Genomic DNA, 12,569 nt, shown 5'->3' on the forward strand with positions numbered 1-12,569 from the left:
TATTTTATAGAATAGAACATAAGTTCTCTACTTAAAAAAGATTAGAATAGACCTTATTAAGGCACCATGATAAATCCAACCTGATATAATAGATAAAGCATGGTGCCAGAGATAATGAGGTATAGTGTAATGGCTTCCAAAGCCTATTTGATAGCGGCAACGGCTTTAGCTGCGGTAATGAGTGCTGGAACAGCAGCATTTGCTCAGGATGCTACACAGGCAGCTCCATCGGCTCAGCCGCCAGCAGCAGAAGCTTCTGCACCTGTAACGGCACCAGTTCCCACGCCTGCTCCAGAAAATGCAGCAACTTCAGCTACAAAAATTGAAACAATTCCGGGTATGCCTCCCGTTATTGATCCGGATAACCTCTATAGTGAAACGCGGGCGGATAATATTGCACCGGAAGTAGCACAAGATCCGGCACGTATTTATGTGCCAAACCTGCGTTCGAATGATGTTTCAGTTATTGATCCAGCAACATCAAAAGTCGTGGATCGTTTTCCTGTTGGTAAAAGCCCGCAACATGTTGTGCCCTCGTGGGATTTGCGCACCTTGTGGGTAACCAACAATGCAGAAGGCACCACAAACGGTAGCCTAACGCCCATAGACCCACGTACAGCCAAACCCGGTCCTGCTGTGCAGGTGGATGATCCTTACAACATGTATTTTACGCCAGATGGCAAATCAGCCATTGTTGTGGCAGAAGCCCGCAAGCGGCTGGATTTTCGCGATCCGCATACAATGGCTTTGCAGGAATCTGTTGAAGTTCCACAATGTAAGGGGGTGAACCATGCAGATTTCTCGATTGATGGACGTTATGCTATTTTCACATGTGAATTTGGTGGCCACCTTGTAAAAGTTGACACGGTGAATAAGAAAGTTCTGGGGTATCTGGCGCTTTCAAGCGGTGGTATGCCGCAGGATATTCTGATCTCTCCAAATGGAAAAACCTTTTACGTTGCTGACATGATGGCAGATGGTGTTTTCCTTGTAGATGGTGATACATTTAAGGAAACGGGCTTTATCCATACGGGTGTGGGTACGCACGGCTTGTACCCCAGTCGTGATGGTACTAAGATGTATGTTGCCAATCGTGGCTCTCACAAAATTCATGGTAAGCCGCACAGCAAGGCTGGTGGTGTTTCGGTAATTGATTTTGCAACCAATAAGGTTGTGGCTGATTGGCCCATTCCCGGTGGTGGTAGCCCTGATATGGGGAATGTAAGCGCTGATGGCAAAAGTCTATGGCTTTCCGGGCGGTTTGATGATGTTGTTTACAAAATCAACACCGATGATGGTTCTATGATCAAAATCCCCGTTGGTGCGGAACCTCATGGTCTTACCGTATGGCCGCAGCCTGGCCGCTATTGCATTGGTCATACAGGTATCCTGCGTTAAGGATAGAAATCTAAGAATGTTTTTGAAAAAGCCTTTCTTGTTTTCAAGAAAGGCTTTTTTTATGAGTTTAGGAAAGCGGTATGTCTGATTTTCAGAGTGAAAATATTGAAAACAACAATGCAAAAAAGAAACTTTATCCATTCCAAAAGTTATCTTCTGCACAAGAATGTTTAAAGAAGGATATTCTTGAGTTTTGTAAAGATCATCAAAAAGATGAACATGCTATTTTTGTTATTGAAGGAGATGCCGGAACAGGAAAAAGCCTTGTTATAAATTCTATATTTAATGATTTGCAGCGTATGTCTAGAAGCAACCCGAAAGGAGACTGTTTTTCTGGAAAAGAAAACTACCTTATTGTGAATCATCCTGAGATGATGAAGCTATATATAAATATATCGGAAGACTTTCCATACATCAGAAAAAAGGATTTTGAGCGTCCAACAACATTTATCAATAAAATGAATAAATTAAAAAAGAGAGCGGATGTTGTGCTGATTGACGAAGCGCATCTACTTTTAACACGTCCTGATAAATACAATAGATTTAACCAAAACAATCATCTTGAAGAGATTATAAGGCTTGCCCGTATTGTTATTCTTGTTTTTGATGAAAATCAGGTTCTAAAATTTAAAAGTTACTGGAATAAAAATACACTTTCAAAAATATTAGAAGGATTTCCGGTTAAAACATTCTATCTGACAGATCAATTTCGAATGCATGCAAACGCAGATGTTTTGGAATGGATAAAAAATTTCTGCTCAAAAAAAGTGACAACCTTCCCAAAAAAGCAGGATTTTGATTTCAGATATTTTGAAGATGCTCAAGCAATGTACGCGTTAATCAAACAGAAAAATAGCCAATGCGGATTGTCGCGCATCGTTGCAACTTATGATTATCCTTACAGATTGGATGGCAAAGAGCACTTTATTGATGAAGGACGTTTTCATCTGCGGTGGGATCTTTCAAAACCGGATGAAAAATTGCCTTGGGCAGAACGGCCAGACACCATCAATGAAGTTGGATCTGTTTACACAGTGCAGGGGTTTGATCTGAACTATGTAGGCCTCATTCTAGGTCCATCCGTTATGTACGATGTACAAGCAGATTGCTTGCGCTTAGACCCCTCGCGTTATGAAGATGGTGCAGCATTTGCGGGAAAGGATGGCTTGACGCAACCAGAACAAGTGAAGGAGCAAATTATGCTCAACGCCATGAATGTACTTATGACAAGGGCTGTTAAAGGGTTGTATCTTTATGCGCATGATCCCGCGTTAAAAAAGAAACTGCTGCAAGAACAAGCGTTACGCAGCTAAGCCCTTCCTTTATTTTGGGTTATCTTATGTTGCATAACTGCATGGCAGATTTGCCAAACGGCAAGGGGAACATTCTGCCATGTAAAATTAAGGAAAGTTGATTATTCAAAGAAAATTAACCTTAAGAGAACCGTTTTTCTTTGAATACAGGACTTGTTTCGTACGCATTCTAATGCCAACTGAAAGGTAACAAGTTCTCTTTCCTCATTACTCAGGCTTAACTGGTCATGTTCATAGAAACCGAAGGCACACCCAATCCTGCAACGCTCAAATTTTTGCCTGGGCAGGCTGTTATGGGAGATGCTGGTACCATTGATTTTATTGATGCTGATGCCGTAGCGGGCCGTTCTCCTTTGGCAGAGGCTTTGTTTGCACTTCCAGGTGTTTCTCGCGTGTTTTTGGGGAACGACTTTGTTTCTGTAACAAAAGCGGATTCCGAAGATTGGGAAGAATTGCGCCCTCAAATTCTGTCCACCCTCATGGATCATTTTGTAGCCGGGCACCCTGTGGTGGCAGAAGGCGTAGCTGTTACGGAAGATGCCACCGCGCCGGAAGACGAAGAAATTGTGACCCAGATCAAAGAGCTGCTGGATACGCGTGTGCGCCCAGCCGTAGCAGGTGATGGCGGTGATATTGTTTTCCGTGGCTATCGCAACGGCATTGTGCGGTTGACCATGCAGGGTGCCTGTTCAGGGTGTCCATCTTCTCGCGCAACGCTTAAGCATGGTGTGGAAAATATGCTGCGGCATTACGTGCCAGAAGTGGTTTCTGTCGAACAGGTAGACTAAGTGCGGCACCTGTCTGCTTTTGTCGCGTCCCAAAGCGTGGCATAGAAAGCAGGCAGGTGTTTTTTATGCCTGCCCTTTCAATGATAAACGCAAGATAGGGCAAGATACATATGCTGGATGAAAACGGGCTGGATCTCCTTTTCAGAAAGGCGCGTACGCCCCTCCGCTGGACAACCCGCACAGTCGAAGAAAATTTGCTGCGCCAGCTTTATGATCTCACAAAAATGGGTCCTACATCCGGCAATTGCAGCCCAGCCCGGTTTGTTTTTATTACCGGTTCAGATGGGCGAGAGCGGTTGCGTCCCGCTTTGTCTGAGGGCAACGTTAATCGGGTAATGGGTGCGCCAGTTATTGCCATTGTTGCGCATGATCCGTTGTTTTTTGAGCAGTTGCCGCGTTTGTGCCCTCAAGAAAATTTGCGTTCGTGGTTTGCTTCAGATGTCGGATTGGCAGAAGAAACCGCCTTTCGGAACGGCACGTTGCAGGGAGCCTATATGATTATGGCTGCACGCGCCCTCGGTTTGGATGCTCTGCCAATTTCGGGGTTTGATCAAGCCTTGGTGGAAGATGCTTTTCTGGCTGAACAAGGATGGCGTGCAAACTTTTTACTGTGCTTAGGGTATGGAGATTTTGAAAACCAACTCCCACGTGCCCCTCGTTTAGTCTTTGAAGAAGCCTGCTGCGTGGTTTCATGATGGTGCAGCGTATTCTGATTTTGGATGGTAGCCCGGCAGGAGAATCTGCTTGCGGGATGGCTGCATGTGTTCTGGCCGAAGGTGATAAACTTTCCGTGCTGGATGCTGAGGTCGTGGCTGGTAAGCAGGCAGCAGAAGGCATTAACCTTCTTGCTGATAGGGTTTTACAAAAAGCCGGATGGGGCGCAGGAACCGGCATACAGCCAGATCTTGTTGCCGTGGTTGTTGGTCCGGGGTCTTTTACTGGCCTGCGTGCATCTTGCGCTGTGGCTGCCGGGTTTGCTCTGGGGGCTGGCAGCCCATTGGTAGGCGTAACACGAGCAGAAGCTCTGGCACCTGCTTTGGATAAAGAATTGCAGCACCATCCAGAGTTAGAAGGGTGGCTAGTGGTTACACCGGCGCGTCGGGGCCGAGTATTTGTTGAAGATGCTCAACACGTCCGTGCAGCCATGATAGCCAATTGGCAGCCACCAGAAGGAAGTTGGTTGGTGGCGGGTGATGCTAGGGAGGCTCTTTCTTTTGCACATGCTGTTCACTGTCCATTACATATGCCAACACCAGAGCAAATTGCGGCTGCAGCGTTAAAGCGTCAAATGGGAAAGCTTTCTCCGCGAGATCCTGTTCCGCTGTATGTCGATCCGCCAGAAGCCAAATTACCGGCAGATGGTTTGCGGGCTCAACCTGTTTGACTGTGCATGTGCAGGAAGTGGGTATTGCATATGCGCCGTTATTGGCCAGCATGCATACGCAATGCTTCAATACCGGTGCTCAGTGGGATCAAACAGCCATAACGGCTTTGCTATCATCTCCGGGTGTGTATGCAGGCATTGTTATAATGGAAAGTCACCCCGCTGGTTTTATCATATTACGAAGTGTGGTGGATGAAGCAGAAATTTTAACAGTCTGCATATTGCCAGAGTATAGAAAGCGCGGTTTGGCACAACGTTTGCTGGCATGGTGTGCTCAGGTTGCGCAACATAAAGGGGCGCAAACCCTGTTTTTGGAAGTTTCGATAAATAATCAATCTGCCAGAACCCTTTATGAAAAACAGGGTTTTAAAAAGTTGGGTTTGCGCAAAAAGTATTATGAAGATGGATCGGATGCCTTGGTTTTGGGTCGAGCCTGCCAAGCAGCAAGCCCTTAGCCAAACAGAAATAGGTCTGCATAGCCAAGGGCTGTAAATTTAAAGGCTGTTTAAAGGGCGCGGTTACCGATATCTGTGCGCCATGTAGCACCATCCCATGAAATAGCCTTAACGCCTTCGTAAGCGCGTTCCTGTGCCTGTTTTACGGTGTCTCCCAATGCGCAAACAACCAGCACGCGGCCTCCGGCTACAACAAGTTCCCCTGCTGCATTCAGCTTGGTGCCAGCTTGGAAAACCTGCACATCAGGCAACTGGGTGGCATTTTCAATGCCGGAAATTACAGCACCTTTTTCAGGTGTGCCGGGATAGCCACGAGCAGCCATCACAACGCAAACAGATGCTTGATCGGAAAATGAGACTGGTGCAGTATCCAGCCGATCTTCTGCAAGAGCCTTAAGGGCGGGAAGAAGATCTGAAGCAAGCCGTGGCAGCAGGGCTTCTGCTTCCGGATCACCGAATCTTACGTTGTATTCGATCAACTGTGGGCCACTATCTGTCAACATCAGGCCGGCGAAAATAACACCCCGGAAAGGTGTGCCACGGCGCACCATCTCCTTCAGCATGGGGCGTACCAGCAGATCGAGAGCAGCTTCCTGTTCTGCCCGACCAAAACCTTTTGGAGGGGAAACAGCTCCCATTCCGCCGGTATTGGGGCCGGTATCTCCATCTCCAATACGCTTGTGGTCTTGGGCAGCGCCAATCAGCGTTGCTGTTTCCCCTGCGCAGAACGCAAAAAGTGAGACTTCTTCACCGACCAGGCAATCTTCAATCACCACGCAACGGCCTGCATCACCAAGTAAGCCACCGGCCATCATGTCTTGCACAGCGCTTTCAGCTTCAGCCAATGTGGTGGCTACCACAACGCCTTTTCCGGCCGCCAGACCATCGGCCTTGATAACAATGGGCGCACCTTTTTCACGCACATAGGTCAAGGCGGCGTTTACGTCTGTAAACCGCTCTGCCTGTGCTGTGGGAATGTTGGCGGCGTAGCAGATTTCCTTGGTAAAGCTTTTGCTGCCTTCAAGCCGGGCAGCGGCCTGCGTGGGGCCCGCACAGGCCAGCTTGGCACGGGCACAGGCATCGGCTAGCCCAGCCACCAATGGGGCTTCTGGTCCGGGAATAACCAGATCGACTTTTTGTTCCAGAGCAAACTGCACAAGTGCAGGAACATCTTGCGCGCCAATGGGCACATTTACGCCAAGTTCCGCTGTGCCGGGGTTGCCGGGTGCGATAAACAGGGCTGAAAGTTCCGGAGAACGGGCAAGTGTTGCGGCCAGCGCATGCTCCCTGCCGCCAGATCCAACCAGAAGTACCCGCATTGTTTTCTCCTGCATCTTGATGTTCTGCTCTTTTCAGGGCGAGCGTCTGTAGCATAGGTTAGCCGCATGACCGAACAGTTTGACATTCCATCGGCCAGCAACAATGTGCCGGAATTTACCGTTTCAGAAATTTCGGGGGCGATCCGGCGCACGCTGGAGGGCACGTTCAGCCGTGTGCGTGTGCGTGGCGAAATTACGGAGCTTAAGCGCTATCCCTCCGGCCATGTGTATTTTTCGCTCAAAGATGAGCGGGGAAAAATTTCTGGTGTGGTATGGCGCGGTTCGGTTTCTCGCCTTGGTCTGGTACCAGAAAACGGGGTGGAGATTATCGCCACCGGCAAAATTTCAGCTTATGGTGAGCGTTCGAGCTATCAGCTTGTTGTAGAGCGGATGGAATATGCGGGCGAAGGCGCTTTGCTGGCCCGTATTGAACGTTTGCGCATCAGGCTGGCGGAAGAAGGGCTGTTTGATACAGCCCGTAAAAAAGCCATCCCGCTTTTGCCGCGCGTGATCGGGGTGGTAACATCACCGCAAGGTGCCGTGCTGCATGATATCTGCACAACCTTGCAAAGGCGTTTCCCGCGGCCTGTGATTGTCTGGCCCGTACCCGTACAGGGTGAAGGGGCAGCAGCCCGCATTGCAGCGGCTATTGATGGTTTTTCTCAGCTTGATGGCCAAGGCGCAGTGCCACGGCCAGATGTGCTGATTGTGGCGCGTGGCGGCGGATCATTAGAAGACCTGATGGCTTTTAATGATGAAGCCGTGGTACGAGCTGCGGCTGCGTGCACAATCCCGCTGATTTCTGCCGTAGGGCACGAAACAGATACAACCCTGATTGATTTTGCATCAGACAGGCGCGCGCCAACACCAACAGCCGCGGCAGAAATGGCCGTGCCAGTGCGCACGGAACTTCTGGCAGATATAGAACATCGCAACGCGCGTGCACTGGGTGCGCTTTCTCGCCTGCTGCAAACCGCACGCTTAAGGCTGGATCGTGCATCTTCTGCCATGCCGGATCTGCCAAGCCTGTTGCAGACAGCGCGTATGCAGTTGGATGACAGAGGCCGACGATTAGATGTTGCCCTGCCCGCTTTGGTGCAGCGGCGGAAAGCCGATCTGGTTGCTATTGAACGCCATATGCCTGCGGTTGAAACCTTATTGGCAGGGCGGCGCACCCGTTTGGCGGTGCTGGCAAACATGTTGCAGGCCAGTATGGCGCATACTTTCCAAAAGCAGGATGCCCGGTTGGGTCGTCTACGGATATCTCCAGCTCCATTGCAGGCATTGGTGCGGGAAAGGCGGACAGCTCTTGCAGGTATTGCTGGGCAGTTGGAAGCTGTTTCTCCCCGCGCTGTGTTGGCCCGTGGGTATGCACTTGTTACGGCGGAGGGGCGGCCAGTTACCAGTGTTGAACAATTACGTGATGGCGAACGTGTAGAACTGACATTCGGTGATGGTGCCCGCCCGGCTGTGATTGGCGATGGCACGCGTCAACCCAAGCAAGGCGTGCTGGAGCTGTAACACGCCGAGTTGAGCTGCAACGCCAATCAGGTTTATGATCTGCCAATATAAATCACGCGGGCGGAGGGGCCCGCGTTGTCAGGAAAGAAGAAAGCGCATGTCCATCCGTTTTTCTGTTGGTGTTGTCAGCCTGTGTTTGGCGGGAGGGCTGCTGGCAGGGTGTGCGCCTCAGCAGGGACATCGCATTCCCCCGCAAAGCTTTGCTCCGGGCCTGACAACAGAGCCATCTGCAACGAATGATAGCCATTTGACCAATGACCCTTCCGCACCGCTGAACACACCACTGTGCGGAACCGCTGCGCGTGAAAATATGGCGATGGGTGTGCAAAATTACCCGCAACCGCTTTCTTCTGGCAATTCTTGCGTGCAGAATGCATGCTTTGATACCCAGACAGGCACCTATATTGCCTCTGACGGTACAAAAAGAGTGTGCCGATAAAGCATGCATGCCTCTTTTCCCGGCGGCAATTTGCTGATAGGAAAAGGGCCACGCTGCGAGAGTGACGGAATTGGTAGACGTAGTCGACTCAAAATCGACCGCCCGAAAGGGCTTAGGGGTTCGAGTCCCCTCTCTCGCACCAGATTTCTTCTCCCCCTATTCTGGCCAAGGTTATGACAGCCGCTTCCTTATCCGTTCTTCCTCGTCCGGCCAGCCGTCCCCTTAATCCGTGCTTTTCTTCTGGCCCGTGCGCAAAGCGGCCGGGTTGGAATGTATCGGCGCTGGCAAATGCGTTGGTGGGGCGCTCGCATCGCTCAGCAGAAGGGCGTGCACGGCTGAAAGAAGTTATTGACCGTTCCTGTGCCATTTTGGGCGTACCAGAAGGTTGGCGTGTAGGTATCGTGCCTGCTTCTGATACCGGTGCGGTGGAAATGGCCTTGTGGTCCATGTTGGGGGAACGCCCGGTAGATGTGCTGGCGTTTGAAAGTTTCTCAGCACTATGGGCGCAAGATATTGTCACTCAGCTTAAGCTGGAAAACACACGGGTTCTGAAAGCCGAATACGGCAGCCTGCCAGATATGGCGCAGGTTGATTGGAACCATGATGTGGTGCTGGCATGGAATGGCACCACCTCTGGCGTGCGTATTCCCTCAGCAGATACCATTCCAGCACAGCATGAGGGGCTGGTGATCTGTGATGCCACCTCTGCTGCGTTTGCAATGGATCTGCCGTGGGATCGGCTGGATGTGGTGACATGGTCTTGGCAGAAAGCTTTGGGGAGTGAAGCCGCCCACGGCATGATCGCCCTTTCTCCCAAGGCTGTGCAGCGGTTGGAAAGTTTTCAGGCACCACGTCCTCTGCCCAAAATCTTCCGCATGACCAACAAGGGTGCTTTGATTGAAGGTATCTTCCGGGGAGATACCATTAACACGCCTTCCATGCTGTGCGTGGAAGATGCGCTAGATAGCCTGAAATGGGCCGAAGGTGCTGGCGGTTTGGAAGGGCTGAAAGCGCGCAGCCAAGCCAATCTGGCTGAAGTAACCATGTGGGTGGAAAAAACGGACTGGGTAGAGTTTCTGGCTCAGAAGCGTGAAGAACGTTCCTCTACAGCTATCTGCCTGCGTATTGTGGCTCCGTGGTTCTTGGCCCTTGAGCGCGAAGGTCAGACCAAAACAGTCAAGAAGATGCTGGCCATTTTGGCAGAAGAAGGCATTGGGTTTGATCTGGCCAGTTACCGTGATGCCCCTGCGGGCCTGCGTATCTGGGGTGGTGCTACGGTAGAAGCAGCAGATGTGCGCGCCTTACTGCCTTGGCTGGATTGGGCTTTTGCGCAGGTCGCACCGCAGTAATTAAAAATTTTTACCGTTACACAGTATAAAAAAGGCGGAGGGGAATTTCCCTCCGCCTTTTTTGTTGGATTGAACCGCGCCTATTAGAACGGTGCGTCAATGTCCACAATATCGATCAACTTGGTGTTGACGAATTCTTTCAGACCAAGGTCAATCAGTTCATGGCCAAAGCCAGAACGCTTCACACCACCAAACGGCAGGTCAGCTTTCACCATTGTCGGGTGGTTGATGTACACCATGCCGGTGTCCATCTTACGGGCCAGTTCAGCAGCTTTTTCTTCGTTCTGAGAGAAGATGGAACCACCCAGGCCGTATGGGGAATCATTGGCGATTTCTACAGCATGGTCTGCGTCTTTCGCGCGGAACAGCATGGTAACCGGGCCAAAGAATTCCCAACGGCGTGCCGGGTTACTTTCATCCAGATCTGTCAGAATAACAGGGCGGAAGAAACAGCCTTTGTTGGGCATTTCCAGCGGAACTTCTTCTGCTTTTGCTCCGTGTGCCACAGCTTCAGAAACCTGCTTTTTCAGGTCTTCCACAGCCCCGCGGGAAGAAAGAGGCGGCATGGTGGTGTTGGGGTCCATCGGATCACCCATACGCAGGGCGCTTACGCCTTTGCGGTACAGCTCTACAAACTTGTCGTAAACACCGTCTTCCACAATCATGCGCTTGGCGTTAACGCACACCTGCCCGCCGTTCCAGTGGCGGCCAAAAACAGCCCATTTGGCGGCTTTTTCAATGTCTGCATCGTTCAGCACGATCAGCGCATCGGAGCCACCCAGTTCCATGGTGCACTTTTTAAGTGCGCCACCGGCTGTAGCCGCAATTTTGGCACCTGCGCCTTCAGAGCCCGTAAGGGCAACACCGCGTACGCGTGGGTCCTGAATAACCGTGGCAAGCTGTGAGTGGGACAGATACAGGTTGATAAAGCCACCTTCTGGCAGCCCGGCGTCCAGCATCAGTTTTTCCATGGCGGCAGCACACTGCGGCACGTTGGAGGCGTGCTTCAGAATAACCGTGTTACCAGCGGAAAGCTGAGGAGAGATAATGCGGGCAACCTGATAGAACGGGAAGTTCCAAGGTTCGATCGCAACAATGATTCCCTGCGGTTCATACACCAGTTTGGCGCGACCTTCCTGCGGGTCTGCTACGGGCAGATCCTGCGGCTGCAGCAGCTTTTCAGCGTTCTTGGCGTAGTATTCGAAAATAGCGGCGGACAGTTCCGTTTCTGCCTGAGCTTCAGCAAAGCGCTTGCCCATTTCAAGGGTCAGCAGCTTGGAATACTCATCCAGATTTTCGCGCAGCAAATCAGCTGCTTTCTGCAGAATGCGTGCACGATCCGCATGGGAGAAGTTTTTCCATTTCTGGAAAGCGGCATCAGCCTTGCCAACCGCTGTTTCAATTTCCGCATCTGTGGCGGTGGGGAATGTCTTCACCTGCTCTTCGGTGAAGGGATTGATTGTTGCATAAGCCATCAGAATAACCCTTCTTTTGTTTCTGAGATTAGGAGTTGCTCAGTTGCGGAAGTCCAGAACCACGCGGCCTTCCACCCGACCGTTCTTGAGCGCATCAAAAATTGCGTTGATGTTATCAATCCGATCCGTTGTGGTGACAGATGTTACCTTCCCTTCCGCAAAGAAGGAAAGAGCTTCAATCATGTCCAGCCGTGTGCCTACTATGGAGCCGCGAATGGTAATGGCATTCATGACCATGTCAAAGATAGAAATTGGGAAATCACCCGGCGGCAGCCCATTTAGCACCAAAGTGCCCCCTGCCCGCACATAACCCATAGCCTGAGAAAATGCTTTGGTGGAAACAGCGGTGATCAATCCACCGTGTACGCCACCAACTTTTTCCTGCATAAATGCTGCCGGATCTGTATTTCTGGCGTTAACAGTGTACGTTGCACCAAGCTTTTTGGCGGTTGCCAGTTTTTCATCATCAATATCTACCGCCACAACATTCAGCCCCATTGCTACGGCGTACTGCACAGCCATCTGGCCTAACCCCCCAACGCCGGAAATGGCAACCCAGTTCCCTGCCCGCGTGTCTGTCATTTTCAGGCCTTTATAAACGGTCAGGCCTGCGCACAGTACAGGAGCAACTTTTACGGGGTCTACGCCTTTGGGAAGATGAGCAATGTAGTTAGGGTCTGCTACCACGTATTCGGCAAAGCAGCCGTTTACGGAATAGCCAGTTTCTTCCTGCTTTGGGCAAAGAGTTTCCCACCCTGCCAGGCAATGTTCACAATGGCCGCAGGCAGAATACAGCCAAGGCACACCAACAACATCGCCTTCCTTCACCCAGTCCACTTCGCTGCCAACCTGTACAACCGTGCCAACGCCTTCATGGCCGGGAATAAATGGTAGATGTGGTTTTTTGGGCCAGTCTCCGCTGGCTGCATGCAAATCTGTATGGCACACGCCGCAGGCAATCATTCTAACCAAAATCTGGGTGGGTTTAATGGTGGGAATGTCCAGTTCTTCAATGGTCAGTGGTTTGCCAAATTCATGAACCACAGCGGCTTTCATTTTTCCGGACATGTTATGCTTCCTTCATTTTACAAACAGATATGAGAAATAAAAAAGGGCGAGGGGTAAGCC

General features: G+C 50.7%; 12 protein-coding genes and 1 tRNA gene. 10 read left to right on the forward strand and 3 right to left on the reverse strand.

Annotated elements, in window-relative coordinates; translation table 11 throughout:
- The first annotated feature begins 99 nt into the window (after positions 1-99).
- From A4S02_RS12265 to rimI, 6 genes are all read left to right on the forward strand, one after another.
- On the forward strand, positions 100-1,398 hold the full coding sequence (locus A4S02_RS12265) for a YncE family protein (RefSeq protein WP_082246835.1): 1,299 nt from the start codon (positions 100-102) through the stop codon (positions 1,396-1,398).
- Positions 1,399-1,478: 80 nt separating this feature from the next.
- On the forward strand, positions 1,479-2,711 hold the full coding sequence (locus A4S02_RS12270) for a DUF2075 domain-containing protein (RefSeq protein WP_070323943.1): 1,233 nt from the start codon (positions 1,479-1,481) through the stop codon (positions 2,709-2,711).
- A 227-nt stretch (positions 2,712-2,938) separates the two neighbouring features.
- A complete protein-coding gene (locus A4S02_RS12275; RefSeq protein WP_006116607.1) occupies positions 2,939-3,499 on the forward strand; it encodes a NifU family protein in 561 nt (186 codons plus the stop codon).
- 110 nt (positions 3,500-3,609) lie between these two features.
- Positions 3,610-4,194 (forward strand): malonic semialdehyde reductase, encoded by a 585-nt coding sequence (locus A4S02_RS12280; protein ID WP_070323944.1) that lies wholly within the window; start codon positions 3,610-3,612, stop codon positions 4,192-4,194.
- Positions 4,191-4,883 (forward strand): tRNA (adenosine(37)-N6)-threonylcarbamoyltransferase complex dimerization subunit type 1 TsaB, encoded by a 693-nt coding sequence (tsaB, locus tag A4S02_RS12285; protein WP_019089039.1) that lies wholly within the window; start codon positions 4,191-4,193, stop codon positions 4,881-4,883. The genes A4S02_RS12280 and tsaB overlap by 4 nt, the downstream gene beginning before the upstream one ends.
- A gap of 2 nt (positions 4,884-4,885) precedes the next feature.
- Complete coding sequence (rimI, locus tag A4S02_RS12290; protein ID WP_026019347.1) at positions 4,886-5,338, forward strand: ribosomal protein S18-alanine N-acetyltransferase; 453 nt, start codon at positions 4,886-4,888, stop codon at positions 5,336-5,338.
- A 50-nt stretch (positions 5,339-5,388) separates the two neighbouring features.
- Here the strand turns inward: rimI and purD are convergent, their stop codons facing one another.
- Positions 5,389-6,672: a phosphoribosylamine--glycine ligase gene (gene purD / locus A4S02_RS12295; protein WP_082246836.1), complete on the reverse strand. Its 1,284-nt coding sequence runs from the start codon at positions 6,670-6,672 to the stop codon at positions 5,389-5,391.
- Between the two features lie 51 nt (positions 6,673-6,723).
- Here purD and xseA point away from each other — a divergent pair, with 51 nt between their 5' ends.
- The 4 genes from xseA to A4S02_RS12315 all read left to right on the forward strand — a co-directional run bounded on the left by xseA (position 6,724) and on the right by A4S02_RS12315 (position 9,966).
- Complete coding sequence (gene xseA, locus A4S02_RS12300; RefSeq protein ID WP_070323945.1) at positions 6,724-8,178, forward strand: exodeoxyribonuclease VII large subunit; 1,455 nt, start codon at positions 6,724-6,726, stop codon at positions 8,176-8,178.
- Positions 8,179-8,275: 97 nt separating this feature from the next.
- Positions 8,276-8,617 carry a hypothetical protein gene (locus A4S02_RS12305; RefSeq protein ID WP_003623232.1) on the forward strand — a complete coding sequence of 114 codons (342 nt, stop codon included), beginning with the start codon at positions 8,276-8,278 and terminating at the stop codon, positions 8,615-8,617.
- A 55-nt stretch (positions 8,618-8,672) separates the two neighbouring features.
- Positions 8,673-8,759 (forward strand) — tRNA-Leu (locus A4S02_RS12310).
- Between the two features lie 31 nt (positions 8,760-8,790).
- On the forward strand, positions 8,791-9,966 hold the full coding sequence (locus A4S02_RS12315; RefSeq protein WP_070323946.1) for a phosphoserine transaminase: 1,176 nt from the start codon (positions 8,791-8,793) through the stop codon (positions 9,964-9,966).
- A gap of 83 nt (positions 9,967-10,049) precedes the next feature.
- Here the strand turns inward: A4S02_RS12315 and A4S02_RS12320 are convergent, their stop codons facing one another.
- Together A4S02_RS12320 and adhP are read right to left on the reverse strand one after the other, a co-directional pair.
- The gene (locus tag A4S02_RS12320; protein ID WP_070323947.1) at positions 10,050-11,441 is read right to left on the reverse strand and encodes an NAD-dependent succinate-semialdehyde dehydrogenase; all 1,392 of its coding nucleotides are present in this window, start codon (positions 11,439-11,441) and stop codon (positions 10,050-10,052) included.
- A gap of 39 nt (positions 11,442-11,480) precedes the next feature.
- Complete coding sequence (gene adhP / locus A4S02_RS12325; protein WP_070323948.1) at positions 11,481-12,509, reverse strand: alcohol dehydrogenase AdhP; 1,029 nt, start codon at positions 12,507-12,509, stop codon at positions 11,481-11,483.
- Between the last annotated feature and the right edge of the window lie 60 nt (positions 12,510-12,569).

Origin of the sequence: Acetobacter ascendens (assembly GCF_001766235.1) — a bacterium.
GTDB lineage: Bacteria > Pseudomonadota > Alphaproteobacteria > Acetobacterales > Acetobacteraceae > Acetobacter > Acetobacter ascendens.

Coding starts and splice junctions, on each gene's coding strand:
- A4S02_RS12265 (WP_082246835.1), top strand. CDS start 100: ATGGTGCCAGAGATAATGAGGTATAGTGTAATGGCTTCCAAAGCCTAT.
- A4S02_RS12270 (WP_070323943.1), top strand. CDS start 1,479: ATGTCTGATTTTCAGAGTGAAAATATTGAAAACAACAATGCAAAAAAG.
- A4S02_RS12275 (WP_006116607.1), top strand. CDS start 2,939: ATGTTCATAGAAACCGAAGGCACACCCAATCCTGCAACGCTCAAATTT.
- A4S02_RS12280 (WP_070323944.1), top strand. CDS start 3,610: ATGCTGGATGAAAACGGGCTGGATCTCCTTTTCAGAAAGGCGCGTACG.
- tsaB (WP_019089039.1), top strand. CDS start 4,191: ATGATGGTGCAGCGTATTCTGATTTTGGATGGTAGCCCGGCAGGAGAA.
- purD (WP_082246836.1), bottom strand. CDS start 6,672: ATGCAGGAGAAAACAATGCGGGTACTTCTGGTTGGATCTGGCGGCAGG.
- xseA (WP_070323945.1), top strand. CDS start 6,724: ATGACCGAACAGTTTGACATTCCATCGGCCAGCAACAATGTGCCGGAA.
- A4S02_RS12305 (WP_003623232.1), top strand. CDS start 8,276: ATGTCCATCCGTTTTTCTGTTGGTGTTGTCAGCCTGTGTTTGGCGGGA.
- A4S02_RS12315 (WP_070323946.1), top strand. CDS start 8,791: ATGACAGCCGCTTCCTTATCCGTTCTTCCTCGTCCGGCCAGCCGTCCC.
- A4S02_RS12320 (WP_070323947.1), bottom strand. CDS start 11,441: ATGGCTTATGCAACAATCAATCCCTTCACCGAAGAGCAGGTGAAGACA.
- adhP (WP_070323948.1), bottom strand. CDS start 12,509: ATGTCCGGAAAAATGAAAGCCGCTGTGGTTCATGAATTTGGCAAACCA.